We start from the raw sequence: 26,299 nt of genomic DNA on the forward strand, positions 1-26,299 counted from the left end.
TGAAGATAGGCAAAGACTAGAAATTGTCATGCTCATTTTATTGTATTTTTGATGTCGCAAATGTCGTAAATATAATTCTCAGTTAATTTTGGCTATGAATTTATTGTCGTAAAATCTGAAGTGCGGAATGTGGGTTCTAACTCTGCTTTTCCAAAGCAGTTAATTTTGTTTGTGTTGTCATTAGCAAACTTTTATTCTTTAAGCCTTTCAGATCGAGCAGGAGTCTAATTTGATTATCAATCTTGATACTATTGTCGAGATTGCCGAAGGATACGACGATCGATTTACCAGCGCAGAGTTATAGTCTTTTCTAGAAAAGATACCTAATCGAGATTTAGCACTAGCAATCAATTCTGGCATTGGCAATCGATCGTACCATAGTTCCTACTCTACACCTTCGATCGGTGCGAAGCCTTGACGTTGAATATTCTCAGTCACCGTGCGGGGATCGAGGAATTGGAGCAGATAATCTGGGCCGCCAGCTTTGGAGCCGACGCCGGATAGTTTATAGCCACCAAAGGGCTGTCTGGCAACGATCGCGCCTGTAATCGTCCGATTGATGTAGAGATTTCCGACTTCAAATTCGGATTTGGCGCGATCGATATGCGAAGGTGTCCGCGAATAAAGTCCACCTGTGAGGGCAAAATTAGTACCATTGGCGATTTCCAAGGCTCGATCGAAAGTATCGGCTTTCATCACTGATAGTACAGGGCCAAAGATCTCCTCCTGAGCGAGGCTAGATTGGGGATCGACATCGGTGAAAATGACTGGGCTGACGAAATAACCTATTTCGGGTACAGGTAGCTCTAGAGCGAGATTAGCTGCCAGTTTGCCCTTGGCGATCGTCTCGCGAATTCGCTGTTGAGCGGCGGCATCGATGACTGGCCCAATTTTAGTGCTGGAATTGTCGGCAGCTCCGACGTTTAATGATTTGGTCGCTGCTACCAGCCGCGCCACAAACGGCTCATAAATCGACGCTAATACCACCACGCGGGAGCAAGCGGAGCATTTTTGACCGCTATAGCCAAAGGCTGAAGCTACTACGCCCTGTACCGCTTGGTCTAAATCGGCACTTTCATCGACAACGATCGCATTTTTGCCGCCCATCTCGGCAACTACGCGTTTCAAGTGCTTTTGCCCTGGTTGGAGGATGGCTGCGCTGGCGTAGATTTGGCACCCGACTTCCTGGGAGCCAGTGAAGACAATCATCTGGACGTCGGGGTGTTTGACTAGGTGAGCACCGACGGTGGAGCCGCTACCTGGGACGTATTGAAATACCCCTTTGGGCATCCCCGCAGCGACGAGGATTTCACTCAGCTTGGCAGCGATAACCGAGGTGACGGCGGCTGGTTTGAGCAGGACACAGTTGCCTGTGACGAGGGCGGCGACGGTCATGCCTGTGGGAATGGCGAGGGGAAAATTCCAGGGCGAGATGACGAGGACGATCCCTTTGGGGCGATAGAAGTAGCGATCGGTTTCCCCTGCTACGTCGTAGATGACTTCGGGATCTATTCGCTCCATTTCGGCGGCGTAATACCGACAAAAATCCGCCGCTTCAGATACTTCTACATCGGCTTGCTGGAGCGGTTTACCTGCTTCCAGCACCATCCAGGCATTGAGTTCGTGACGACGCGCTTCGAGTAAATCGGCGGCGCGGCGGAGGATGGCGGCACGTTCTGTGACTGGGGTGTGTTGCCAGATTTTAAAGGCGGTTTTGGCGGCGGCGATCGCGCGATCTGCCTGAGGGATATCGATTTGGCCGATCGAGCCGACAATCTCCGCTGGATTGGATGGATTGACAGATGGGATAGTCTGGTGTGTCGGCACTCGTTCGCCATCAATGAGGGGCTGATAGGTTTGCCCCAACTGCTCTCTGACGGTGGCTAGTGCGGTACTAGCAGCAGCTCGAAATTCGGCGATCGCATAGTCTGTATCTGGGGCGGGATCGATCCGCGTCACCGTCGCTGTGGGTAAAGCGATCGGGGTAGGTTGGACTTCCGCATCAATGTCGCCTGCGCCCCAACTTGGCACAGTCAATAGTCCTTCCATCGGTTGTTCTGAAACGCTTTGACGGAGAAAGGAGCTATTGGCGGTATTTTCCAATAACCGCCGAATCAGGTAGGACATCCCCGGAATTAGATCGCCGTAGGGACAATAGACCCGCACGCGATAACCTTGCTGGGCGAGGGCGGTAGCGAGGTTGTCCGCCATCCCATAGAGGACTTGAAATTCTAGGTGTCGCTGGGGAATCTTGAGGGTTTGGGCGATCGCGAGCGCGTGAGCCTGGGAGCGGACATTATGACTACCGATCGCGGCGTATAGATGCTCGTGATTTTCCAACAGGAGTTGGGTCATCCGCTCGAAATTGGCATCCGTCGAGGACTTGTGATTGTAGACGGGGGTGGGCCAATGATTTTGACGAGCGATAATCGTCTCCTGATCCCAATAAGCACCTTTGATCAGCCGGACCGAGATCGGTTTGCCCCGTTGTTTTGCCCAGGCGATCGTGTCCTCTAAATCCTGGTAGCTATCGCGGAGATAAGCTTGCAAAGTGATCCCAATATCAGTGCGATCGCGAAACTCTGGTTCCATCAGCAGGGGCTTGAGTACCGCCAGGGTCGCGTTTTTGTACCGATACTGTTCCATATCAAAATGTACCGCCGCCCACACTTCCTGCGCCTTGCGGAGCAGAGTACGAAGCCTGTCGCTGACATTTGCCTGAGAACCCTGGACATCGAGCGGATCGAATTGGGAATAAAATGCCGTGAGCTTGACCGAAACTTGAACTTGGGCTAAATTTACCCCATCGGCAGTATCGACTTGGGGCACTGGAGACCAGTTGTGGGCGGCTGTTGTGAGTTGCCCCATCAACTCCAGATAGCGATCGAGGTAAGATTGAGCTTCGGCTTCGGTGACTACAGCCTCGCCCAGGAGATCGATGGTGAAAGTCATCGATTGGTGGCGGAGTCGATCGATACTCTTGAATACCTGCTTGAGGTTTTCCCCTGCGATGTATTTTCGCGCTAGGGTTTCGACAGCCGTAGAGAGCGTAGTTGCCGCAACCTGTCCAGGCATCGAGTCAGGGGCGGTAAAGTTGAGCAAGCCTTTGAGTGCTTGGGGCAATTCCACATCAGGAACGCTCAAATATTCCTGAAGGTGACGGGCGATTTCAGTTTTTGTCGTCAGCGATGGCAAACAATCGATCAGCCGGAATAGTTGCACCCGCAAGCTGGGGTTATCCATCGTCCAACTGAGCAGCTTGTCATCCCAGCGAAATGTATCGCGCACCTTAGCAAAGATCGATCTCTTTTCGGTAGTCGCTGCAAGTAATTGACGGGCAATAACTTGAGTCTTATCCTCGTAAGCAGACATACTAGCATCAGAACTCAAACGAGACGAATCGATCGCAATCATCAGAAAACCTCTTAACTTCAGGAATTATAGCAACCGCCAAGGCGATCGGACAGCGATTGGAATCACCGATCGGAATACAAAGTCTGCCGAGGATTTAGCTAGACAAGACAGGATTTAGAAAACCTTGCTAGATGTGAAGAAACTTTCGCTGGGGCTGTTGGGTTTCGCCTTGCTTAACCCAACCTACAGATCCATGTAATTCAAGAATTATAGCAACCGCCAAGGCGATTAGACAGCGATTGAAATCACCGATCGGACAACCCGATCGATAAACCACACCCACAGCTCGATTCCCTGGCGAAGCTAATGCGAAGCGCGCCACGCCACCAACAGATCGACCCTTACGCAGGAGAGTTTGAGAGGCGGCGTTCCGCCTCTGGCACGGGGGGTCTGGGGGTCGGAACCCCCAGATCCGGGTTTTGCCCCCACAAATAACACCCGCAACCCGCAAGTATACATCGTCTGCCGATTAGCTTGCTACAAGCAGTCACGCATAATGTGAACTAATTGTCAACTATACTTGCCATTACTACCAGCAACCATCGGATCGTAGATCGGTGAACTATCTGGCTTCAACTCCGCTAGAGACATCACTTCTGGCTCATCAGGAACTGGATTGCGAGACATAATCAGCGCGATCGCCCGACTGACATCATCAGGGAAGATCGTCACCAAAGCATTGTCTGGGGCATTGTCCAACGCCCATTCGATCGCCTCAGCCTCATTGAGCATAATTGAATGCGGGACTATAGTAGTGCTAGCTGTGTTCGCCTGCTCGATCCCCTGGACGATAAACTCTGCCGCATCACCCCACGGGCGACCTCTGGTATCATCATCCTCCTTGACAATAATCCGATCGAAGAACGTCGCTGACAGCTTGCCCAACTCCATCAAATCCTCATCGCGGCGATCGCCTGGCCCCCCAACGACCCCAATCGCATGACCGGGCCAGTTTTTGACAAAGCTACCTACAGCGGCATATCCAGCGGGATTGTGGGCATAATCCACCAGCGCATGATACCGACCGAGGTTGAATAAATTCATCCGCCCTGGGGTTTGCTCGACTGAGGCTTTAAAACTGCGGAGGGCTGCCCGAATGTGTTCGACGTTCACACCTTGGACAAAGGCTGCTAGACTGGCAGCGAGGGCATTGGCAATCATAAATGGTGCCCGTCCGCCGAGTGTAACTGGGACGCGCTCGACTTTTTCGATCCGGTGCACCCAATCCTGCTGTAAAATCGTCAGGTAGTCGTCGGCATAAACCGCAGCAATTCCCCCTCGTTGAACGTGCGATCGCACTAAGGGGTTGTCGGGATTCATCGAAAAATAGGCAACTTTCCCAGGTACATCCTTTGCCATCGCCGCTACCCGCTCGTCATCGGCATTGAGCACGGCATAGCCGTCAACGTGAACTGCTTCGGCGATGACCCCTTTGACTCGCGCCATTTGGTCGATCGTATCGATCCCACCCAACCCTAAATGATCGGCGGCGACATTTAAAACAACTCCCACATCACAGTGTTGGAATGCTAGACCCGATCGCAGAATTCCGCCGCGCGCCGTCTCTAGGATGGCAATATCCACCGTCGGATCTTGGAGAATAATTTGGGCACTTTGTGGCCCTGTAGTATCGCCCTTTTCGAGTAAGCGATCGCCAATATAAATGCCATCGGTCGTCGTAAAGCCGACTGCATCATACACCTGACTAAAGATATGAGCGATCAATCGCGTCGTGGTAGTTTTGCCGTTGGTGCCCGTAATGGCGACGATCGGAATCCGCGTTGGGGTTCCAGGTGGAAACAGCATATTCAGGATCGGTGCTGCGACATTGCGACCGACGCCTTGGCTCGGCGAGATGTGCATCCGCAACCCAGGTGCCGCATTGACCTCCACGATCGTCCCATCTGCCTCTGCCAGGGTCTTGGTGATATCTGTGGTGATTACATCGATCCCCGCTACGTCTAACCCGATAATGTGCGATACGCGTTCGGCTAGCCACAAGGTATCTGGGTGGATCTCGTCGGTCCGATCGATCGCGATCCCGCCCGTACTCAGATTCGCAGTTGCCCGTAGGTAGCAGACCCGATCTGCTGGCAAAATGGTATCGAGCGTCCAACCTTGACGGTTCAACATTTCGGAAGTAGAGTCGTCTAGTTCGATCTTGGTCAGCATGTTGTCATGACCGTCACCACGCCGAGGATCGTGATTTTCTCGTTCGACTAGGGCGGAGATCGTGGCGATCCCATCCCCGACTACGTGAGCGGGTACTCGCTCTGCTACCGCCACCACCTTATGGTTGACCACCAAAATCCGGTGATCTCGTCCTTGGTAGAAGTGTTCGACAATGACGCCATTGGAGATCTCCCGAGCGCGGTCGTAGCCGATTCCGGCGTGTTCCCAGTCCTGAATATCGATCGTAATTCCCCGCCCGTGATTCCCATTTAAAGGCTTGATCACGATCGGATAGCCTAATTTGTCGATCGCGTCTTTTAACTCATTAAAGGAATATATCGTCATCCCCAGCGGGACGGGAATGCCCATACTCGCCAAGATTTTTTTGGTTTTTTCCTTGTCACATGCCAGTTCCACGCCGATGATATTGGTATTGGAGGTCAGCGCAGCCTGTACCCGTTTTTGATATTTGCCATAGCCCAACTGGAATAGATCGCACGTCTCCAAGTGCATCCAGGGAATGCCGAGTATTTGAGCTTCCTTGACCAATGCGTCAGTACTCGCGCCCATCGCTGCTTCATTCCGCAGCTCGATCGAATCCGCCAAATCTTTTTGGAGTTCGGCGGGGGAATAAGTGCCTGTTTCGATAATACTCTGACACAGGCGGAGGGCAGCTCTGACGGCATATCGCCCTGCTGTTTCGACTTGGTACTCGATCGCTACTTGATAGATACCTGCCGTTGCTGTCTCGCGGGTGCGACCAAACCCTACTGGCATCCCTGCCAAGGTTTGCAGCTCTAGTGCCACATGCTCGATGATGTGCCCCATCATCGTCCCTTCCCGCACCCGACTCAAGAATCCGCCCTTGCAACCAGGCGAGCAATAATGCTCCTCTAAACTGGGTAAAACCGCAATGAGGCTGTCATAAAATCCTGGAATGGTATTGGAAGGTCGATCTGCTAGGTCTTCTAAATCGAGTCGGATGAGGATGAGCTTTGAGCGACGAATGCTCCAGTAGTTAGGACCTCGAAGCGTTTGCGTCTGGAGAATTTTCATAAATGTAGGTGACGATTTAGCTGATTCTACTTAAATTGAATGCAAACTTAGAGTTTTAAATAAGATTCGGCAGCAGGCTGACTCAACCGATTGTTTTCTCTTCTTAAATCTTAGTTGAGTATATTTGTATAGTACCCTTACTTAATTCCAAAATGCGTTACTGATTCTGTAAAATATGTTACAAAAAGCTCTGATTCGGTATTGAAAAGTATAAACGAGCACTAGCACATCGAAATAACTTACCATGCTAGCTGGAAGTTACTCCAGCTAGGACTCTGACAAAAGCGATCGACCTAATGTTGGGGCAATCCACAGCTGGACGATCGGCAATTAACTAGACCGATCGATCCCATTTAAATCATCGCTAAGATCGCAAGACAGTCCGATATTGGGAGTCGTAGCGATCGCCATGACTCAACACATGAACGGTGAGGTTGTGAAGACCGATCGGCGAATTTTCATCAGTCGCCAAATAGTTTGTATGTGTCAACCCCCCTGGATCGATAATGGTAATAGTCCCTCTACCCAGGACTTCAAAGATGTAATCGTCCTCAAAAGCAGCACAGGTATCCTCGTCGATGCCGATCCCCAACTTATCGGGATGGGCGGCGATCGCACTCATCAATCTCGCCATCCGGTTGCGGTTGTGGAAATGTTGATCCACCAGCAAATCGGGGAAAATCCCTAAACCATCGGTCAGATCGACTAGCGATCGATTCGGGGATTCGCCACTGCTACCGCCGGAAATCATTTTTTCACCAACGATCGCCGCACCAGCACTCGTTCCGGCCATGACGAGATTACCCAGCCCAATTCTTTGTTTGATGGATGCCATAAACTTGCTACCACCAATCAGATCGCGCAACCGCAACTGATCGCCTCCCGTGATGAACACACCACTACATTGGCTCAAAATATCCAACCAGCGTTCTTCGTCACACTCTTTGGGCTGACGAATACCTAGGATATGCACTTGTGGGGCACCCATCCCCTTAAATATCTGGTGGTAGCGATCGCCGACAACGCTGGGTTCTTGTGATGCACAGGGGATGACACCGATTGTCGCCATCTTGCCACCAGCACTTCTAAAGACTGCGGTCAAGATGCCGCACCCGTTAACTTTGTCTTCTGCTCCACCAATAACCATTACTGGATAATGGGTAGAAATTAACATGGATTGTTGAGGTATGATCGACTGTACTTCAAGCATAAATTGATTCTAAGTGTCCCATCATATCACCGTGGTGGAGCAAAATCAAAGTTTGGTTGAGTCTGACTAAGCCTCAAGCTTAATCGATTCTAAATCGATCTCAACACACCTACCGCAGATTGAATTAACATATCAAACAGTTCCTACAGATTTTTGTATCGTATTTAACATTTAGCCACCACTAATCTGGGGATCGGGGGATCTACTGATTTAAACAGATCTCCTGCGAAAGTAATTGAATATTGTTGCAGGCTAAGAACTTGAGCCGATTTACTCACATCTTGCACCAGTCTAAATATACTATTGCTTAGTACAGATCTGAGGGTACCCACAAGCGGCGTTTTTACTACCCTCTACCCTGATTTAGACTAAGGCTCCGCCACAACTAGAACCGCACCCAGCCGTGCAGCCATAGCAATAAGTTTCGGTCTGAATTTCGCTAATCAGATCTAGAGTACCTGCGGCTAATAGTCGATCGATCTTCAATACCTCACCCTCACTAGTTAGAGCAGGGAGATTTGCCATCTGATTGAAATCACAGTCATAAACATTCCCAAGATAATCGATCGATAGTTGGTCGCGACACATCAATCCTGTTACTGTACTGGGATTGTAATGAGACTCTAAGAACTGTAAATAAGGTTGTGTTAACTGGTGATGTTCTAGTTGAAATTTTGTTCGACCGATCGGTAAATTTGTAATGGTAAAGAGATTATTAAAACTAATATCAAAATGTTCTTCAAAGAACATTTTATAATCTCGTTCGAGCACCACCTGATCGGGAGTCAATCGAAAATCTATCGATATCGGAATTGGTGGGTTATAGACTAGATCTAGCTGTAAATTAGGATCGCGCCCATAGCCCAACCGATTCAACCATTGGAGGGCACGAATCGAAGCATCAAATACTCCCTCGCCGCGCATTGTATCGACATTATCTGCTAGATAGCAGGGTAAAGAAGCCACAATTCGGACTTGATTTTGGGCGCAATGTTCAGGGATATCCTCATAACCAGGGACAAAATAAATGGTGAGATTGGAACGGACAATGACTTTTTTGCCACTGGCTACGGCTGCTGCGAGAATAGGTTTGAAACCATTAAGCAATTCTGGTGCACCGCCTGTGAGATCGATCGTTTCGAGCTGGGGAAATGTGTGGATTAGTTCGATAACTCGACTGGCAATATCATCGGACATTTCCTCGGTGCGGTGGGGACTAGCATCGACATGACAATGGGTACAGGCGAGGTTGCAACGTTTACCTAGATTTACTTGTAGAATCGTTATCGGTTTTTTGGTTAGGGAAAAGTTTAGTTTAGTTTTGAATGGGGTAATGTCAGGAGCAGACAATTCTAGGGCTGCGGGTGGTTGAATCATGTTGCGGCGATGATGATATACATCGATCCTAACCTAATTTGTTCGACCCTAGATCCGATCGATCGGCTAGCATCGCAATCTTAGCGTTGCTGAATTGGTATCCTCATAACTTTTCAAACAGCCTCTAAAGCCTAAAGCCTAAATTATCGATCGCCGAGAAAGGTTAAAATCGGTTGAATAATCCGCTCGCTCCAGGCTGTTTGGATCGAGTCAATAAAGATTGTATCGATCGATTCTACCTGCTGAGTGTATAGAGATAGTACATCTCCTTTATATCCCGAACCTTGCCCCCAGCGATCGATTGTTTGTTGCCAGAATTGAGACTCATCATAATCTTGGGGTGCGAATAGTCGATCGCTCAAAACAGCTTCGATTTCCGCACCGAGATCGATCGCTAGTCGTTCGTAATTTTCGTCAATCTGAGAGCGTAATCGCTGCATTAGTGGGGATAAAGTCGAACCAGCACTAATTTCAGTATCGATAAAACTAATAACTGTCAAAATCTCAGATTTATATTTTTCGGTACTTTGGCGAATTAAACTTTCAGCTAGATATCGTCCATTAAAATAAATATCAATATCTCTCAATTCATATTGCCCGTATCGATTATTAGTGGCGCGGAGTACGCAATGATGTTCTGGGAGCATATCTACATAGTCTGCTGAAAAACTATGTTTTCCTAAATTTAAGTTACTAAATTCACGGATCTTTTTTCCAGAAACCATTACAATCTCATTCTCAAACTGGGAAAAATCTCTACCCGATCGAATCTGTTCGAGTTGCTGGGCAAGAAGTTGCACTTCGCCTTCTAACTGTCGTTCTCGATCGACGATAACCCGCTCGATTTCTATAAATACCTGTTGACGCTCTAGCTCGATATCTATTGATTCATCCGATCGATCTAGACTGCCATCACCTAAATATGCTTGGAGAGCATCATAAAACAAGATATTCCCGAATGGTAGATTAATATTCTCATTACTAAATACATTGTCAATATTTGCTTTTCTCAGTGCCAATCCCTGCTCTAGATCGTCTACAGCTCGACCATCTGCACCGATTACTTTTTCTGGTTCACCTTTGCGGGGCATTACTAATAGTGCAATTTTTGTATTGATATCTTTTGATGTTGGGGTCAAATATTTACCGATAATCTGAATGACATTTGCTGGTGCTGATGGAAATCTCTCCGTAAATACACAGATCGATTCATCACTTTCGCGAATATAAAAAGCCAAATCTCGGCGATCTTTAGTAGCTAAATCCAATCCTCTAGTATCGATAATATTCCCAATTCGTTGATGGCTGAAATCTAATATTTTGTTGGATAAATTCAGATAGATTCGTTTAGGGATAGAAAAATCAGCTAGTTTAGCAACATTCAGAGATTGAAATACTTCACCCAGCCATAATTTTTCATCTAGATCTCGATCGGGACGGATATTAGTTGCGGTTCTTGCTGACAATTTACCACGTTGAATTAATTCCTGCTTGAAATCATTGTAGCGATCGATCGTAAAATATGAGGCAAATCCCACAGCACAATCTTCAATCTTGCCATGAACGATCGTCTCTGGCAACTCAACAATATTCCGAATCGCTCTAAGTAACTCATCCGGCGGTATTTCAACTCGGATTTTAACAGTTGTCGGGTGTGCTTTTTGCCAAATCCATAGCCCAAATTCCTCGATTAATTGTTGCAGTTCGCTAGACTCATACGGATCTATTTCTACATAAGTAAATTTAGCTGGACGAATTACTACTTCACAAATTGTGCTTTTACCCGCACCAGTTGAGAGCAATTCTTTAGTTTGCTTAATCTTGACTTTTTTACCACTTCGTAGTGTGCGATCGACATCAACTTCTCGGACTAAATTCAATAGATGACAAATTGCCGTCGTCTTGCCTGCGCCTACTTGCCCGATAAATACCAGATTATATCGTTGGATATTGAGAATGCTCCGAATCTTGGCTAGTCTCGCAGTTAGATCTTGTAGTGCTTGGATCGAAACTAGAGAGCTGAGATTTTCTAACTGTTGTTTATTCCCAATCTCACTATCTACTTGTGCCTGAAGACTATCGATAATGGCATTAATTGACTGTGCCGCAATAAGTCGCATCTACTCACCTATCTCATTGCTAATATTGTGCCCAATTCTGGCTGAAACTATCATTGGGACTGGTAAATACGTTTGTACTAGTACAAAAATATTCTGCACGGCTCTGAATTTGCATAAATATCCGTGAATCCACTGAGTAAGTAATACCATACTGGTGCATTCAGGTTTAGCCATTGATGAATAGTTCAAATTTGCCAGAGCCTTCAGCAGTTGAGATCCAACTGCGACAGACGCTAGATGCAGTCTTGGCAGCTCCATTACAGAGTGCCCAGCGTGCCAAAGCCATGAGTCGTCTACTCTGCGTACTTAGGCAGATAACAGGCATCAGGAGCGATCTGCACTTGGCAGAAACTGGCTTGTACGGCAATAACGATCCCCACCAATGAAGTGGAGTTAATAGCGGTGGGAGTTGTAGTTTGGGGCACATAGTCGATCGATCTCAGAAGTTGATACTATCTATCATACGTGTTCTGAGCTAGCCGCAGCTCGAGGTAAATTAGTAGTGATAATGCCTAAGATTACCAACCCTAGCTACCTTCTGCGCCTGTTAGCATTTTGTTTAATATAATAGAACATAAGCTTATCAGGTAAAACCGATGGTCGCTCATGCTCTCTACTGGACAACCGCCGATCTCGATGCCATGCCCGATGATGGTGGCTGGCTGCGCCATGAAATTATTGAAGGAGAACTATTTGTGACTCGCGCTCCCCACATTCGCCATCAAGGTGCAGCCAGCAAGATCCAAGTACGGCTAGAAACCTGGTCGGAAGAAACGCAACTAGGGAGCAGTTTTCAGGCTCCTGGCTTGGTTTTTACCACCACAGATGCCGTAATTCCCGATCTGGTATGGGCGAGTCAAGCGCGTTTAGATCGAGGTATCGATGACGCGGGACATTTTAAGATTGCGCCAGAGTTGGTAGTAGAAATTCTCTCTTCCGGCGCGCAAAACGAACAGCGAGATAGAAGCATCAAACTAAAGTTATATTCCCGTCATGGTGTGCAAGAATATTGGATTGTCGATTGGCAATTACAAACTCTAGAAATCTATCGCCGCACGGATGCTCAATTGCAATTAGTAGCGACACTTTTCAGGGGTGATACACTAACTTCGCCGTTATTACCTGGGTTTAAAGCAGAGATCGATCGGATATTTTCATAAATTTTGGCTCTCTTTCACTGCTTTACTATGTCCAACACTAATATCGGAATCACCAAAGCAGAATTTTGGGCATTGGCAGATGCTGCCGATATCACCTATGAATTAATCGATAACTATTTAACTGGTGGTGTATTGCAAGTATGGATAGTAGATCCAATTGCAAAAAGTATAACGGTATTTTATGCCGATCGCACTCGATCGGATATTTTAAGTTAGATCTCACTTGGGAGATATTGAGCTATGTAGCAGGCGATACGATCGAGCTAGAAAGCATCGATTTGACTTTTCCAATCGAGCAAGTATTTGAAAATATTAGATTCGACCCAGACTCAGAAGGTTAAGCCGAGATTGGAACTATTAGATTTATTCCTCGATCTGTTGCCGATCCCAATACTTCTCGTGTAAGAACTGCTAGCGACTTCAGTTGCTGCGAATGATCCAAAGTCCGCCTACGCGGACTATCTAGTTTGTAGATTAACTAAGATGTATTAATACCGACTATAGCAAACTAAATAGTTAAAATGCGATCGACTGCGATTGTCTAGCTGAGATGTTTTTGTGCCCACAATGCTGCTTGAGTGCGATCTCGTAGGCTCATTTTACTGAGAATTTGGGTGAGATGGTTTTTGACAGTGCCTTCACTCAGATAGAGTTCCCCAGCAATTTCTTGATTATTCTTACCCATACCGATGAGTCTGAGCACTTCAAGTTCGCGTTTGCTCAGAGCGGGGCGCGTAGCGTCTACAAGCGGAGGCTGGAGGCGAGAAAATACTTTGAGTGCGATCGTCGGCCCAAGTTGGCTGTAGCCTTGAGAAACCGCTCGAATTGCCGCCGCAATTTCTGAGGTAGGAGTGCGCTTGAGCAAATAGCCGAGGGCACCGACTTGGAGCGATTGAAAAATATACTCATCATCATCAAATGTGGTCAGCATCAAGATCCGCATCCACGGATACCGATCGTGGATCTCGCGGGTGGCTTGAACACCATCGCAGTCGGGCATCCTCACGTCCATCAAAATTACCTGGGGTTGCAGAGCTGTGGCAAGGGAGATCGCTTCTTGTCCCTGAGTTGCCAAGCCGACAATTTCTAAGTCTGGCTCGATTGCTAATATTGCTGCCAAGCCTGTTCTAAAACTAGTTCGATCGTCTGCCAGCAACACGCGAATCATATTAGCACTTTAGAGTGGGAGTAGCACCTGGATGTGAGTACCACGCGCGGCGGCGGTGTGGATCTCGATCTTGCCGCCTAACAATTGTACTCGCTCGATCGTCCCCTGCAATCCGAAACCTGTCGTAAATTGATGGGGATCGAAGCCGATTCCATCATCTCGAACTTCAAGGAGGATTCTATCTGCAACTATACTGCCAATAAAACTTACTTGCTTGGCATTGGCGTGTTTTTGAACATTCATCAGAGCTTCTTTGGCAATACAGTAGATTTGATAGCTCTTATAAACTGAAAATTGCGGGAGATCGATCTGCCATTTCACCTCAATTCCCGCTGATTGCCCCAGTTGTGCTACTAACCCAATCAATGCTCGATCGAGATTGAAATCAGATTGTCTCATCCGATCGAGTACTTGACTGACATCCTCGATACATTGATGAGCGAGTAGTTTGGCAGTATCGACGGCTTGGAACGATCTGTTGATGTCGTGAGATCGCAATTTTTGTGCCAGTGCAAGTTGGATATCGAGATCTGTCAATGTATGCCCCAAGGAATCATGGATTTCACGGGCAATCCGCGTCCGCTCCAGTGATGTAGCCAGAGATTCTACTTGCTCTGAGAGTTCAGAAATCTGGTAACGACTCTTTTCATCAGCCAGCACCATTGCACAACACATCAACGAAAAGACACTCGCACCCGCATAAACGGCTGATGCCCCCAGCAACATATTGAGTGAGGTCGAGCTACTTGCTGGCAACGCTGGGAGTTGCGCTAGTTCGGCAAAGTATTCGCTCACTAGCCAGGGAATTGACATTCCCCAGCACAGCATTAGGGTAATCTGGCGATTGAGGAGAAAGTAGCTTTTGGCAAAGTAAAAAAATAAAAATAGTCCTAAATCGATCCCAGCACACCGAGCCGCAATTGTCATCCCCAATCCAGCCACAACATACAAAAACCGCTGCCACATCGATCGATCCACTGGAAAGCTCCAACCGAGCCAGAGGAATCCCCCATAAAATCCCAGCAATGTCAATAAGTCGGCAGTTGGACGGCTCAACCACATCCCAAAGTGAACCGTAATCGAGACCCATTCCAAGTAGCAAAAGTTCTGCGATCGCGATTCTCGTGTGAAGAGCATGTTTAGATCGGGACGAGTCAAAATTTTATCTAGGGAATATTTCCCTCACCTTACTATATTTATGACAGTGATAATAGTGACCTGGGTCATGTTTTCTTATGCTATTTATGACTGTCAGTCCAACCGATTGTCGATTATCTTGAATGAGTAGTTTTTAAATCTATTGTGAAAATATCGAAGTTCTGCTCTATATTTACTGTATTAGTAATGTCTATTGGTGGAACGATCTCGATCTCACCTGCTGCCCATGCAGGTAAGAGTAGTCTAACGGTGACGATTGATGGAGTGAACAATAAAAACGGGCAGGTTTGTTTAAGTTTATTCTCGCAATCGCAAGGATTTCCAAATCGACAAGATCGGGCAGTTGCAGTTAAATGTATTCAATCGGGTGATGTTTCCCGTGGCATAACTTTTGGAAATCTAGAGCCTGGTAGTTATGCAGTTGCACTATTGCACGATGCCAATTCTGATGGTAAAATAAACACCGGATTCTTGGGTATTCCCAAAGAAGGTTTTGGATTTTCTCGTAATCCACAAGTTAGTAACGGCCCACCAAGTTTTCAAGATACCACGATCGTAGTAGTAGGTCAAAGCACTACTCAGATTAGGGCAAGTTATTTGTAAAATTAATTAAAATTAAACTAACTTTGTTTTGAATAATATTACCACTATTAACTTTACATCAATGATACCCCCCCATGCCCAACATCACGATCCACAATGCTCATCTATCTAGATTTTTAATAAGTGCAATCGCGTTTTTCTGCGACTGGACATCTATTCCAACCGGAAATGCTCAATCCTTACCATCGCAAACATTACCTCAACAACGCAGCTATGTGGGCATCGGTGGTGCGACCGGACTTCAGGGTACTACTACCTCTTTATCCTCTGGGGGTTTTGCACTGCTTTCCAAACGAGTACTCACCGAAAATCTAGCGATCCATAGTGCCAATACAATCTTTGGGAGTTCGGTTTCTGCTTCGGCAATTGCATTGACATACAATCAACCGATCGATCGCCTCTTTACTCCATTTCTAGGCGGAGGAATCATGACGTACTATGAAAATGGTGTCAGAATTGTTCCCCTGATTACAGGTGGTGTCGATCTCAGTATATCCGAACAGTTAACCGGGACAATTCGGACAAATGTAGGCTTTGTTAGCGATCGTCAAGCTGATGTAGGGATACTTTTTGGTATTGGTTTAAACTACTAAAGCAAAAGATTGAAAAATTAATTAATCTTCGATCGATTTCAACATCATTTCCATCAAATTATCAACGATCCGCGATCGATCGATCGGCATCACTTCTTTTGAATGGAGAATATTTTGCGAGAGATGATAATGAACTAATGTCCCAACAAATAGGGAAGTTGCTGCTTCTGGGTCAGATATTTTTAGCTCTGGATGTGAAGCTATGTATTGACTAACTACCTCAGAGACAGGCTTAAATAGATTAACAGTACATATTTTTGCTAATTCTGGAAAGCGTCCAGACTCACCGATGAGCACTCGCATAAAGGAAGTAAATTCTTCATCTTCAAATTTTTTAAAGGTTGCTTCAGCTAGATTTCGCAGTACAATTTTAGGTTCTCCAATAAGTGGTTCGCTACCAAAGATCGAGTTAAATTTTTTCTCTCCTAGATTTTTAATTAATGCCTGAAATAATATTTCTTTATCTTTAAAATGACTGTAGACTGTCGGCTTGGATACACCAGCCGCAGTGGCAACTTTTTCCATACTCGTACCTGCATAGCCGCGTGCCAAAAACTCTTGCATCGCCCCTTGCAGGATTTGCTCGACTTTCTCCCCGTTGTGTTCTACGTTCAAATCTCTCGCCTGTGTCAACCTGATGTTTAATAACTTTCCACCATCTTCTATTCTAAGTAGCTAACCACTCTTTTTTACCTACTTGACTAAACCGTTTAGTCAAGCTACACTCATTTTATTCACTAAGTTACTAAACGGTTTAGTAAATCTGGAGCGAAACAGGATGTTGCAACAATCAGATGGATTGCCTTGGTGGAAGGCGAGTTGGCGAGTGCGGCTAATCTTGGGAGCGATGGCATTGTTCGGTATTGGTATCCCTATCTACATCAATCAACAGCAAGCAGCACAACAGCAACAACAAGAACAGCAGCGATTGACAGCCGTAGTCGCGCCCACAACTGTGACAGCACTGGGGAAACTGGTACCCAAAGGGGAGGTCATCAAGCTATCTGCGCCGACATCAGTTGAAGGCGTAAAAATAGAGAAACTGCTGGTAGAGGAAGGGGCGACAGTTAAGGCGGGACAGTTAATCGTGATTTTGGATAGTCAGGGACGCTTGCAAGCGGCTGTAAATGAAGCTAGAGCCAAAGTCAGCGTCGCCCAAGCAAGTCTGGTAAAAGTCAAAGCTGGAGCCAAGCAGGGCGAAATCAACGCCCAGCAAGCCACAATTGGCAGATTGCAAGCCGAACAGGGGACGGGTATCGAAGCCCAACAAGCGACACTCGCCAGAGTAGTGGCGGAAACAACCACCCAAATCGAAGCCCAGCAAGCCACAATTGCCAGAGTAGTAGCCGAAACAGCCACCCAAATCGAAGCCCAAACTGGAGCCATTGCCGAAGCCCAAGCCGGACTTATCAACGCTCAAGCTGAGGATAGACGTTATGCTACTCTAGCTCAACAGGGCGCGGTGTCGGCATCTAGCGGCGATGGTAAGCGGTTAACTTTGCAGACAGCGCAGCAGAAAGTAAATCAGGCGCAAGCAAATTTAAGAAGAATTGAATCTTCTGGAAAGCAACAATTAGTCGAGGCTCAAGCTAATTTGCGCCGGATTCAAACATCGGGGCAGCAGCAAATCAATGAAGCACGAGCTAATTTGCGAAAGATCCAAACATCGACGCAGCAGCAGATTAAAGAAAGTCAATTCACGCTCGATAAAATTGCGGAAGTGCGTCCGGTCGATGTGATGTCCGCTGAAGTAGATGTCAAAAGTGCGATCGCATCTCAAAAACGCGCCGAAGAAAATCTCGCTCAAGCTTATATTAAGTCGCCACAAGATGGTCAAATCTTGGAGATTTTTGCTCGTCCTGGGGAAGTAGTTGGCACTGAGGGTATTGCCGATCTTGGTAAGACTAGTCAAATGTATGGAGTGGTAGAAATTTACCAAAGTGATGTTAATAAAATTCGGGTTGGACAGAAAGTAAAAATTACTAGTAATTCTTTATCTGGCGAACTCCAAGGAACTGTAGAAAGGGTTGGCATTCAAGTCAAGCGTCAAAATGTAATCAATGCCGATCCAACTAGTAATATTGACGATCGCGTCGTGGAAATTCATGCAATTTTAGATCCTGAATCGAGCCAGAAAGCGGCTAAATTTACTAACTTGCAAATTCAAGCAGTAATTAATCTCAACTCTCAGTGATTTAGGACTTATTAATCGATCGGATAAGCTTAAAATATAGATGGTGGGCACTGCCCACCCTATTACGAAGTATCTTATGTTTAATCTAAAACTCATCCAAAATCTGACTCGGAGAACTCCACTTGGCTGGCTCCAACTTACCCAGCACAAAAGCCGATTCTTAGTAGCAATTTCTGGCGTAGCATTTGCAGACTTATTAATGTTAATGCAATTGGGCTTTCAAGGTGCCCTATTTGATAGTGCCGTTGTCTTGCATTCAAAACTAAAAGCGGATATATTTATCATCAGTCCTCAAGCATTAAATATCGGGGCAATGTCTACGTTTCCCCGCCGCAGATTATATCAAGCAATGGATATAACAGGTGTAAAATCGGCAGAGCCGATGTATGTCAGTTTAGTAACTTGGAAAAATCCCCAAACTCGCGATAAGAAAAATCTCATCATTGTCGGATTCAATCCTGATGCACCAATTTTCAATTTACCTGAAGTTAATAGTCAATTAGATAAAATCAAACAATCGGATACGTTATTATTCGATCGCAAGGCAATTGGCGATTATGAAAAAGTAGTCGAGCGCGTAGATACTGGCAAACCTGTCACTACCGAAATCGAAAGGCGCACGATCTCTGTCAATGGATTATTTTCGATTGGCTCTTCATTTTCTGCCGATGGGCATCTGATGACGAGCGAGGACAATTATTTACGATTATTTTCTCGACAATCGCAAGGTAACATCAATGTCGGGCTGATAACGCTAAAACCAGGCTACGACCCTCTGCAAGTTATCCAACAGCTAAAATCTTATTTACCTAAAGAAGATATTAAGATACTATCAAGGACAGAATATATTGCTTTCGAGCAGGGATATTGGCAACAGCAGACACCAATCGGCCCAATTTTTAATCTTGGTGCAATTATGGGATTTCTAGTGGGGATAATTATTGTTTATCAAGTTTTATCCACTGATGTGAATGCTCATCTCAAAGAATACGCCACTTTTAAAGCAATGGGTTACAGTAATGCTTATTTACTTGGGATCGTATTTGAAGAAGCATTAATTCTCGCAATAGTAGGCTTTATTCCAGGTTTAATCGTATCGATAGGACTTTATACAGTTGTTGGTGGCGCGACCAATTTACCGATCGCGATGACAATTGTTAGAGCAACTCAGGTACTCACAGGTACGCTGATTATGTGTATGCTTTCTGGTGCTGTTGCAACGGGTAAAGTTCAAGCGGCCGATCCTGCTGATATGTTCTAAGTTAATTGATAATTGATAATTGATAATTAAATATCATGATGGAGCCAGTAATTTCAATTACCAATCTCGACCACTATTTTGGTACGGAACAACTTCGTAAGCAAGTGCTATTTGATATCAATCTGGAAATAAATGCAGGTGAAATTATCATCATGACGGGGCCATCTGGTTCGGGTAAAACTACATTGCTAACTTTATGCGGTGGATTACGATCGGCACAATCTGGTAGCCTTAAAGTGTTAGGATCGGAAATGTGTGGTGCCTCAGCAAAACAACTGACGATCGAACGCCGCCATCATGGTTATATCTTTCAAGCCCACAATTTACATGAGAGCCTAACTGCTCTACAAAACGTTAAAATGGGATTGGAGTTACATGCTGAATATTCAATTCAGGAAATGAAAGATCGATCGATCGAAATATTAGAATTAGTAGGATTGGGCGAAAGAGTAAATTATTATCCAGACAACTTATCCGGCGGACAAAAGCAACGAGTGGCGATCGCGCGGGCACTAGTGAGCCAACCTAAGATCTTGCTAGCTGACGAACCGACGGCGGCATTAGATAAACAATCTGGACGCGACGTGGTGGATTTGATGCAAAAATTAGCTAAGGAACAAGGTTGCACGATCTTGTTAGTAACTCATGACAATCGGATTTTGGATATTGCCGATGCGATCGTTTATCTAGAAGATGGCAAATTAACAACAGCACCAGATTTAATCACAGCACATCAGATCTAGATGATGCAGGTAAAAATTAGCTAAGATTGAAGTGTTAGATTCGATCGCGTAGCGTTCGCATTGCTGAATCGTCAATTAACCATTATGATGAAACGTCGCTCATTTTTTAGGTATTTTAGCATTGGTTGGCTAACTAGCTGCTTCCCAATAATTTTATCAATCTGCACTCCAACTAAATCGACAGCTCAAACCACCACTAACAAAGACTCTGCTAAACCATCTACTCCTAAAGTAGATTCAGGTTTTACAGTAGTTGGCACTGTTGCCGATCTAGAAAAAAACGGCTATCTTCAGACTAAAGAAGTTGCAGTTTTAAGAAATCCCAGTAATCCTCAAAAATTAATTGCTGTCAACCCTAAATGCACCCATCAAGGTTGTGATGTAAAATGGGTAGCTGGGGAAAAACGATATACATGCCCCTGTCATAGCTCCAACTTTGAAGCCAATGGTGACGTTATCAATGGCCCTGCGACCAAGCCTTTAGCTGCCTATCCTGCTAAAATTGTTGGTACTCAAGTCCTAGTCAAAATCGTCGCTCCACCTCCCGTCGCGCCCAGTCAGAATACTCCGCCTGGACGTGGACGGAGAAATTAGGTTTTAGGTTTTAGGCTTTAGGCTTTAGGGTTTAGGCATGGGGAATGTTTAAATTCAAAATCCGCGCGAAAATCTTCCATTCTTCCCACACCTCCCACACTGCTAAATCCCAACTCATGAGTGAAAATACAATTCGTCCGGCTGTAATTACCGGAGTTATTCCCGATTCGATCGCGGCAGAAATTGGATTTACTTCTGGCGATAGATTGGTCAAAATCAATGGTCAAAAACCACGCGATCTGATTGATTATCAGTTCTTATGTTCGGATGAACTGCTGGACTTAGAAGTGTTAGATGCTAAGGGAAAAGCGCATCAGGTTGAGATCGAGAAGGATTACGATGAAGATTTGGGGCTAGAGTTTGAGTCGGCTTTATTCGATGGTTTGATTCAGTGTAATAATAAATGCCCCTTTTGTTTTATCGATCAACAACCGCCTGGTAAACGCGAATCTTTATATTTTAAAGATGATGATTATCGGTTGAGTTTCTTATATGGGAGCTATCTTACTCTAACCAATCTTAGTACCAAGGAGTGGGATCGGATCGCCCAGATGCGGCTTTCGCCCCTGTATGTGTCCGTCCATGCTACCGAGCCAGAGATTCGATCGCAACTACTAAAAAATGCTCGTGCGGGTGAAATCATGAACCAATTGGCATGGTTTCAGTCTCATCGCCTCGAAATCCACGCTCAAGTGGTATTGTGTCCAGGCATCAACGATGGAGTGCATCTCGATCGCACAATCCGCGATTTGGCAAGCTTTCATCATGGCGATACACCCGCTGTGGCTTCCGTCGCAGTCGTTCCCGTCGGACTAACCCGATTTCGCCCTAACTTAACCGAACTTGCTCCCGTCACGCCAGCCACAGCCAAAATTGTCATCTCCCAAGTCGAAGCCCTCCAACAAGAATTTCGGCAACAATTTGGTTCGACTTTCGTCTGGTTAGCTGACGAATGGTATCTGATTGCGGGAGTAGAACTACCACCTAGCGATTACTACGAAGACTATCCCCAACTGGGAAACGGCGTTGGTTCGATTCGTCGCTTTCTCGATGAATTTGCTGAGGAAATAGCTGAATGGGAAATTACCGAGATCGATCCTCCTCATATCTGCACCTGGGTGGTCGGCAATGCCGTCGAAAATGCCTTCCAACCCATCGTCAACCAGTTGAATAGTATCCCAGGTCTAACGGTCAACTTGGTGGCGATCGCCAGCCAATATTGGGGGCAACAGATGACAGTCACAGGTTTATTAACAGGACACGATTTACTTCACGAGCTACCAGGGCGAGATTTGGGCGATCGAGTTTTAATCCCCAGCGTGATGCTCAAACACGACGAAGCCAAGTTTCTCGATGATGTGACAATCGAGGAACTAGCCCAAAAATTACAGATTCCATTAGTTCCAGTCAATGGAATTCATGATTTTCTCGAAAAATTAGGGAAAAATAGATCGAGAGCCGATCGTTGCTAGTGGGTAGTGTCTAATATAACTTAGACTGTAGTATCCGACTTCCAGATCTTTTAAACAGTTTTACAGACTAATCGACTATGCTAACTCCGATCCAATTATTTCATCAGCTCGATCGTCGGCGCGTTGTGACAGCACGCCCCAGCCGCACTCAGAGATTTAGTTTCCTTAGCACAATTAGATTTCCACCAATTTTGGCGATAATTGGGCTGGGTTTAGGTGGATTGGGATATGTAGAAACCGCACGGGCAAAATCGTTGGGCGGCGGAGATACCCATCACCTACAACTAGCCACAAGTAACCAATCTAGTCCAGAGCGATCGAAAATCGCCCAAACTAACACCCCAACACCTGACAGTAATAGCAAACTGCCCAACGATCTCAATCTACCCAAAACAGGTGGAGAAGTGCAAATTACTGGCACCAGAGCCATTACCCTCCAAGAAGCGCTCGATCTTGCCTTTCGCAACAATCGCCAAGTCCAAGCCTCACGGTTGACAGTCGCTCGATCTCAAGCCTCAATTGGCGCAGCACAAGCCGCTCAATCCGTGCAAGTCGGATTGACAAGCACCCTCCAAAATCAAGGATCGCCCTTAATTATCGGCGATCGACCTCAAGTTGGCAACAGCAGCAACACCGATGTCCAAGGCAATCTCCAAGCCACATACAATGTCCTCAGTGCTGGTCGAAATCAGAGTAGCGTCCGTGTTGCGGAAGAACAAGTTAGATTCGACAGTCTAGATCTGCTTCGAGTCGAACAACTAGTGCGCGGTCAGGTCATCACCGCCTACTACGATCTCCAAGCGGCTGACTCAGCCATCATCATCAACCAAGCCTCCGTCCGCGATGCAACTCGCAGCTTGAGCGATGCCCAGCTCCAAGAACAGGCTGGTGTCGGGACTAGATTTGATATCCTCCGCGCTCAAGTGCAGCTAGCGACCGCCAATCAAGATCTGACCAATTCTCAAGGTCAACAGCAGACCGCTCGCCAAAGGATTGCTCAACTCCTAGTCGTAGATAATAATACTCAATTTACAGCAGCCGATACCGTGCGGGAGTCGGGTACCTGGAACTACTCCCTCGAAGAGAGTGTAGTCATAGCATTCAAAAATCGCCCCGAAGTTAAGCAACAACTCTCCCTCCGCCTGATTAGCCAACAACAGCAAATTATTGCTTCTGCGGCTGACTCCGCTCAGGTCAATCTTTTTGCTAGATACGGTCTTGGTAAGAGTCTGACGACTTCTACTTCAGCCCAAGATAACTACAGCCTGGGCGCACAGTTGAGTTGGAACTTCCTAGACGGTGGCGCAGCCGGATCGAATTCCAACCGAGAAAAGGTCAGCCAACAGATTTTTGAAAATCAATTCACGACTACCCGCAATCAAATTCGGTTTGAAGTCGAACAAGCTTATTTTAGCCTCGGCTCCAGTCAAAAAAATATCGCCACCTCCACCCAAGCCCTCAGACAAGCAGAAGAAAGTCTCAAACTCGCTCGGTTGCGCTTTCAAGCTGGGGTCGGCACTCAAACTGATGTAATCGTGGCTCAAACTGCTCTGGCTACCGCCCGTGGCAACCGCATCACGGCGATCCTCAATTACAACCGTGCCCTATCTAGTCTCCGCACAGCCACAATTTTGGCACAGTAATTTAGGTGTTAGGGTTTAGGCTTTAGGTGTTAGGGTTTAGGTGTTAGGCTTTGGTCTTTAGGTATGAGATAGTTTTAATTTCTCTATGTCCCCCGTCCACCTATCCCCCTATCCCCAACCTTACCCCCTTGGCAAAACCGTCAAAAATCTTAATAATCCTTAATAGGACGTAAATTAATTTAGGGGGTATCGAGATGACTGCGATTAAATTTATCAAAGAGAACAAAGAGATCGTCGTCGCACAGGGGTCAAACCTGCGCGAGAAGGCAGTTCAAAACCAAATTGATATCTATACCTTCAAAGGTAAGCTGATCAACTGTGGCGGCTACGGTCAGTGTGGGATGTGTGGGGTTGAGATCGTCGAAGGGATGGAAAATCTCTCACCCCGAACTGATTTTGAGAACCGTAAACTAGCTAAAAAACCGGATAACTACCGTCTTGCTTGTCAAGCCATAGTTAATGGGGCGGTATCTGTAAATACTAAACCCAAATCCTAGTGTCGGCGGTGATTGGCTGGTGAGAATGAGGGTTTCGAGTAGCTCGATTTGTTGAGACTAGTGAGGAAGAACGGAGAAGTCAAATATCCCGATCTTTCCTACACTCTCACGGGAAATGATATTCTAGTCCATATGTCGATCGAAATAATTTATAGAAATTACGCTAATGGAAACTAACAATTTAGGTTTTGTTGCCAGTCTTTTATTCATCTTAGTACCTACGATTTTCCTGATCGTTCTCTATATCCAAACCAACTCCAATAATACTGGTACTGGTTCATAGGCGCGGGTTGCCTCTCAACTCGATCGAAAAAGACTGCTGGGGTTAATCTCCAGCAGTCTTTTTGGCTAGTACATGTAAATGCAAAATTCGGATGGTGCGACTGAGCCTATATTTGCGCCCCGCTCTCCGGTCAACTTAATTAAGCTGTTACTAATTGAGGACGTTTGCTATTGCGAACGCCTTTAATTGCTTCAGCATAGTCAGGAGCATTAAATACAGCCGAACCAGCAACGAGCGCATTTGCACCAGCTTCGATGACTTGCCAGCTATTATTTGGTTTTAGACCGCCATCGACTTCGATCCAAGGATCTAAACCGCGCTCGTTGCATATTTGACGTAACTTAGCAACTTTAGTAACTGCACTGGGAATAAAGCTTTGACCGCCGAAACCTGGGTTGACACTCATAATCAAAACCAAATCGCATAAGTCGAGGACGTATTCGATCAGTTCCAGTGGAGAGCCAGGATTGAGGACTACACCAGCTTGCTTGCCTAGTTCTTTAATTTGTCCCAAGGTGCGATGCAAGTGAGCGGAAGCATTGTACTCAGCGTGGACAGAAATAATATCAGCACCAGCTTTGGCAAAGTCAGCTACATACTTTTCTGGTTCCACAATCATCAAGTGGACATCGATAATCTTTTTGGTGTGGGGGCGAACGGCTTCAACAATCAGGGGACCGATAGTAATATTTGGTACGAATCGTCCATCCATGACATCAACGTGAATCCAATCAGCTCCAGCGGCGTCCACAGCTCGAATTTCTTCACCCAAGCGGCTAAAATCTGCCGACAGGATTGACGGGGAAATGACTAAGGATTTTTCGCTCATGGTTACTATAGTTCTCCTAAAATTAAGTTTTGGTAAAAAATTTTACAATTTCTACAATTTTAACAGGGGTTAGGGGTCGATCGTACAAGTCGATCGCGATCGGCGCAAATCTCTCGATCTCTAGATTACAACAGCTCAAGCATCAGCATCATCTTCATTCGATTTATCGGTACTCATCGCGAAGATGACGATATAGATGCTACAACTATTTGAGGTTAATATGTACGATTTACAACCAATCAGAGATCGGGAAACTCATTGCGCTGCTTTGACAGAAATAGAACGGTTATTTGATGTACCTACAGGAACGCCAGAGTTTGACAAGTTAGAATTTTTAGTGACGCTGGTAGAGGCATACGAACGCAAACACGAGCCGATTTTACCGCCAGAACCGATCGAGGCCATTCTTTACTACATGGAAAGTCGCGGCTTGGCGAGACAGGATTTAGAACCTGCGATCGGTAGTCGCGCTAGAGTAGCATAAATCCTCAACCGTAAGCGTCCATTAACATTGGAGATAATTAGAAGGCTGCACGAACAATTAGGAATTCCAGCATAAACGCTGATTCAGCCTTGTGCGTTGGCATCAGCATGAGGTGATTGTACCCGCGCGATCGAGAAGTAGGGGTAATTCATGAATTACCCCTACTTCTCGATCTGCATATTTTTCACCCAGTTAATAACAGTATTATGCGAGACACCAGTACTGCGTTCGATTTCGCGAAAGCTAACTCCCTGTTGATGGAGATCGA

22 protein-coding genes and 1 pseudogene are annotated in these 26,299 nt (G+C 46.1%); 14 read left to right on the forward strand and 9 right to left on the reverse strand.

The annotated features are described in order from the left end of the window. Positions 1-384: 384 nt before the first annotated feature. The 5 genes from pruA to ACEW9J_RS20530 all read right to left on the reverse strand — a co-directional run bounded on the left by pruA (position 385) and on the right by ACEW9J_RS20530 (position 11,349). A complete protein-coding gene (pruA, locus tag ACEW9J_RS20510; RefSeq protein ID WP_373546947.1) occupies positions 385-3,414 on the reverse strand; it encodes an L-glutamate gamma-semialdehyde dehydrogenase in 3,030 nt (1,009 codons plus the stop codon). Between the two features lie 510 nt (positions 3,415-3,924). Then, positions 3,925-6,642: a cyanophycin synthetase gene (gene cphA / locus ACEW9J_RS20515; RefSeq protein WP_373546948.1), complete on the reverse strand. Its 2,718-nt coding sequence runs from the start codon at positions 6,640-6,642 to the stop codon at positions 3,925-3,927. Positions 6,643-7,006: 364 nt separating this feature from the next. Continuing rightward, complete coding sequence (locus tag ACEW9J_RS20520) at positions 7,007-7,816, reverse strand: cyanophycinase (RefSeq protein WP_373546949.1); 810 nt, start codon at positions 7,814-7,816, stop codon at positions 7,007-7,009. Positions 7,817-8,215: 399 nt separating this feature from the next. Next, a complete protein-coding gene (gene arsS, locus ACEW9J_RS20525; protein WP_373546950.1) occupies positions 8,216-9,229 on the reverse strand; it encodes an arsenosugar biosynthesis radical SAM (seleno)protein ArsS in 1,014 nt (337 codons plus the stop codon). Between the two features lie 143 nt (positions 9,230-9,372). After that, positions 9,373-11,349 carry a hypothetical protein gene (locus tag ACEW9J_RS20530; RefSeq protein ID WP_373546951.1) on the reverse strand — a complete coding sequence of 659 codons (1,977 nt, stop codon included), beginning with the start codon at positions 11,347-11,349 and terminating at the stop codon, positions 9,373-9,375. 176 nt (positions 11,350-11,525) lie between these two features. On the opposite strand from ACEW9J_RS20530, the gene ACEW9J_RS20535 reads away from it, so the two are divergent. The 3 genes from ACEW9J_RS20535 to ACEW9J_RS20545 all read left to right on the forward strand — a co-directional run bounded on the left by ACEW9J_RS20535 (position 11,526) and on the right by ACEW9J_RS20545 (position 12,725). After that, the gene (locus ACEW9J_RS20535) at positions 11,526-11,735 is read left to right on the forward strand and encodes a hypothetical protein (protein ID WP_373546952.1); all 210 of its coding nucleotides are present in this window, start codon (positions 11,526-11,528) and stop codon (positions 11,733-11,735) included. Between the two features lie 210 nt (positions 11,736-11,945). Next, a complete protein-coding gene (locus tag ACEW9J_RS20540) occupies positions 11,946-12,509 on the forward strand; it encodes a Uma2 family endonuclease (RefSeq protein WP_373546953.1) in 564 nt (187 codons plus the stop codon). A gap of 27 nt (positions 12,510-12,536) precedes the next feature. Further along, positions 12,537-12,725, forward strand: a complete 189-nt coding sequence (locus ACEW9J_RS20545; RefSeq protein WP_373546954.1) for a hypothetical protein — start codon at positions 12,537-12,539, stop codon at positions 12,723-12,725. 325 nt (positions 12,726-13,050) lie between these two features. On the opposite strand, the gene ACEW9J_RS20550 is transcribed toward ACEW9J_RS20545, so the two are convergent. Then, on the reverse strand, positions 13,051-13,677 hold the full coding sequence (locus ACEW9J_RS20550; protein ID WP_373546955.1) for a response regulator: 627 nt from the start codon (positions 13,675-13,677) through the stop codon (positions 13,051-13,053). Between the two features lie 9 nt (positions 13,678-13,686). Then, positions 13,687-14,835 carry a sensor histidine kinase gene (locus ACEW9J_RS20555; RefSeq protein ID WP_373546956.1) on the reverse strand — a complete coding sequence of 383 codons (1,149 nt, stop codon included), beginning with the start codon at positions 14,833-14,835 and terminating at the stop codon, positions 13,687-13,689. A 186-nt stretch (positions 14,836-15,021) separates the two neighbouring features. Here ACEW9J_RS20555 and ACEW9J_RS20560 point away from each other — a divergent pair, with 186 nt between their 5' ends. Both ACEW9J_RS20560 and ACEW9J_RS20565 read left to right on the forward strand, forming a co-directional pair. Next, positions 15,022-15,438 carry a DUF2141 domain-containing protein gene (locus tag ACEW9J_RS20560; RefSeq protein WP_373546957.1) on the forward strand — a complete coding sequence of 139 codons (417 nt, stop codon included), beginning with the start codon at positions 15,022-15,024 and terminating at the stop codon, positions 15,436-15,438. A gap of 74 nt (positions 15,439-15,512) precedes the next feature. Continuing rightward, positions 15,513-16,031: a hypothetical protein gene (locus ACEW9J_RS20565; protein ID WP_373546958.1), complete on the forward strand. Its 519-nt coding sequence runs from the start codon at positions 15,513-15,515 to the stop codon at positions 16,029-16,031. A 21-nt stretch (positions 16,032-16,052) separates the two neighbouring features. Here ACEW9J_RS20565 and ACEW9J_RS20570 read toward each other — a convergent pair whose 3' ends face one another. Beyond that, entirely contained in the window at positions 16,053-16,646 is a 594-nt protein-coding gene (locus ACEW9J_RS20570) for a TetR/AcrR family transcriptional regulator (RefSeq protein WP_373546959.1), read from the reverse strand. Positions 16,647-16,809: 163 nt separating this feature from the next. On the opposite strand from ACEW9J_RS20570, the gene ACEW9J_RS20575 reads away from it, so the two are divergent. From ACEW9J_RS20575 to psbM, 8 genes are all read left to right on the forward strand, one after another. Further along, positions 16,810-18,225 carry a biotin/lipoyl-binding protein gene (locus ACEW9J_RS20575; protein ID WP_373546960.1) on the forward strand — a complete coding sequence of 472 codons (1,416 nt, stop codon included), beginning with the start codon at positions 16,810-16,812 and terminating at the stop codon, positions 18,223-18,225. Between the two features lie 76 nt (positions 18,226-18,301). Continuing rightward, positions 18,302-19,486: an ABC transporter permease DevC gene (devC, locus tag ACEW9J_RS20580; RefSeq protein ID WP_373546961.1), complete on the forward strand. Its 1,185-nt coding sequence runs from the start codon at positions 18,302-18,304 to the stop codon at positions 19,484-19,486. A 38-nt stretch (positions 19,487-19,524) separates the two neighbouring features. Continuing rightward, positions 19,525-20,229, forward strand: a complete 705-nt coding sequence (locus ACEW9J_RS20585) for a DevA family ABC transporter ATP-binding protein (protein WP_373546968.1) — start codon at positions 19,525-19,527, stop codon at positions 20,227-20,229. A gap of 84 nt (positions 20,230-20,313) precedes the next feature. After that, a complete protein-coding gene (locus ACEW9J_RS20590) occupies positions 20,314-20,823 on the forward strand; it encodes a ubiquinol-cytochrome c reductase iron-sulfur subunit (protein ID WP_373546962.1) in 510 nt (169 codons plus the stop codon). Between the two features lie 116 nt (positions 20,824-20,939). Beyond that, positions 20,940-22,295, forward strand: a complete 1,356-nt coding sequence (locus ACEW9J_RS20595; protein ID WP_373546963.1) for a TIGR03279 family radical SAM protein — start codon at positions 20,940-20,942, stop codon at positions 22,293-22,295. Positions 22,296-22,372: 77 nt separating this feature from the next. Next, on the forward strand, positions 22,373-23,938 hold the full coding sequence (locus ACEW9J_RS20600) for a TolC family protein (protein WP_373546964.1): 1,566 nt from the start codon (positions 22,373-22,375) through the stop codon (positions 23,936-23,938). 194 nt (positions 23,939-24,132) lie between these two features. Beyond that, positions 24,133-24,435, forward strand: a complete 303-nt coding sequence (locus ACEW9J_RS20605) for a 2Fe-2S iron-sulfur cluster-binding protein (protein ID WP_373546965.1) — start codon at positions 24,133-24,135, stop codon at positions 24,433-24,435. 166 nt (positions 24,436-24,601) lie between these two features. Continuing rightward, the gene (psbM, locus tag ACEW9J_RS20610) at positions 24,602-24,718 is read left to right on the forward strand and encodes a photosystem II reaction center protein PsbM (protein WP_373546966.1); all 117 of its coding nucleotides are present in this window, start codon (positions 24,602-24,604) and stop codon (positions 24,716-24,718) included. A 139-nt stretch (positions 24,719-24,857) separates the two neighbouring features. On the opposite strand, the gene rpe is transcribed toward psbM, so the two are convergent. Then, complete coding sequence (gene rpe, locus ACEW9J_RS20615; RefSeq protein ID WP_373546967.1) at positions 24,858-25,547, reverse strand: ribulose-phosphate 3-epimerase; 690 nt, start codon at positions 25,545-25,547, stop codon at positions 24,858-24,860. Between the two features lie 220 nt (positions 25,548-25,767). On the opposite strand from rpe, the pseudogene ACEW9J_RS20620 reads away from it, so the two are divergent. Beyond that, positions 25,768-26,106: pseudogene (locus ACEW9J_RS20620) on the forward strand (type II toxin-antitoxin system HigA family antitoxin). Positions 26,107-26,299 lie beyond the last annotated feature (193 nt).

Origin of the sequence: Chamaesiphon sp. (assembly GCF_041737865.1) — a bacterium.
Lineage (GTDB): Bacteria > Cyanobacteriota > Cyanobacteriia > Cyanobacteriales > Chamaesiphonaceae > Chamaesiphon.

What these genes read in the sequence shown, in the direction of transcription:
- rpe (WP_373546967.1), bottom strand. Translation starts at nt 25,547, where the DNA reads ATGAGCGAAAAATCCTTAGTCATTTCCCCGTCAATCCTGTCGGCAGAT.
- ACEW9J_RS20605 (WP_373546965.1), top strand. Translation starts at nt 24,133, where the DNA reads ATGACTGCGATTAAATTTATCAAAGAGAACAAAGAGATCGTCGTCGCA.
- ACEW9J_RS20565 (WP_373546958.1), top strand. Translation starts at nt 15,513, where the DNA reads ATGCCCAACATCACGATCCACAATGCTCATCTATCTAGATTTTTAATA.
- psbM (WP_373546966.1), top strand. Translation starts at nt 24,602, where the DNA reads ATGGAAACTAACAATTTAGGTTTTGTTGCCAGTCTTTTATTCATCTTA.
- ACEW9J_RS20575 (WP_373546960.1), top strand. Translation starts at nt 16,810, where the DNA reads ATGTTGCAACAATCAGATGGATTGCCTTGGTGGAAGGCGAGTTGGCGA.
- ACEW9J_RS20590 (WP_373546962.1), top strand. Translation starts at nt 20,314, where the DNA reads ATGATGAAACGTCGCTCATTTTTTAGGTATTTTAGCATTGGTTGGCTA.
- ACEW9J_RS20585 (WP_373546968.1), top strand. Translation starts at nt 19,525, where the DNA reads ATGGAGCCAGTAATTTCAATTACCAATCTCGACCACTATTTTGGTACG.
- pruA (WP_373546947.1), bottom strand. Translation starts at nt 3,414, where the DNA reads ATGATTGCGATCGATTCGTCTCGTTTGAGTTCTGATGCTAGTATGTCT.
- devC (WP_373546961.1), top strand. Translation starts at nt 18,302, where the DNA reads ATGTTTAATCTAAAACTCATCCAAAATCTGACTCGGAGAACTCCACTT.
- ACEW9J_RS20530 (WP_373546951.1), bottom strand. Translation starts at nt 11,349, where the DNA reads ATGCGACTTATTGCGGCACAGTCAATTAATGCCATTATCGATAGTCTT.
- ACEW9J_RS20535 (WP_373546952.1), top strand. Translation starts at nt 11,526, where the DNA reads ATGAATAGTTCAAATTTGCCAGAGCCTTCAGCAGTTGAGATCCAACTG.
- ACEW9J_RS20550 (WP_373546955.1), bottom strand. Translation starts at nt 13,677, where the DNA reads ATGATTCGCGTGTTGCTGGCAGACGATCGAACTAGTTTTAGAACAGGC.
- ACEW9J_RS20600 (WP_373546964.1), top strand. Translation starts at nt 22,373, where the DNA reads ATGCTAACTCCGATCCAATTATTTCATCAGCTCGATCGTCGGCGCGTT.
- ACEW9J_RS20560 (WP_373546957.1), top strand. Translation starts at nt 15,022, where the DNA reads ATGTCTATTGGTGGAACGATCTCGATCTCACCTGCTGCCCATGCAGGT.
- ACEW9J_RS20540 (WP_373546953.1), top strand. Translation starts at nt 11,946, where the DNA reads ATGGTCGCTCATGCTCTCTACTGGACAACCGCCGATCTCGATGCCATG.
- cphA (WP_373546948.1), bottom strand. Translation starts at nt 6,642, where the DNA reads ATGAAAATTCTCCAGACGCAAACGCTTCGAGGTCCTAACTACTGGAGC.
- ACEW9J_RS20595 (WP_373546963.1), top strand. Translation starts at nt 20,940, where the DNA reads ATGAGTGAAAATACAATTCGTCCGGCTGTAATTACCGGAGTTATTCCC.
- ACEW9J_RS20545 (WP_373546954.1), top strand. Translation starts at nt 12,537, where the DNA reads ATGTCCAACACTAATATCGGAATCACCAAAGCAGAATTTTGGGCATTG.
- arsS (WP_373546950.1), bottom strand. Translation starts at nt 9,229, where the DNA reads ATGATTCAACCACCCGCAGCCCTAGAATTGTCTGCTCCTGACATTACC.
- ACEW9J_RS20520 (WP_373546949.1), bottom strand. Translation starts at nt 7,816, where the DNA reads ATGTTAATTTCTACCCATTATCCAGTAATGGTTATTGGTGGAGCAGAA.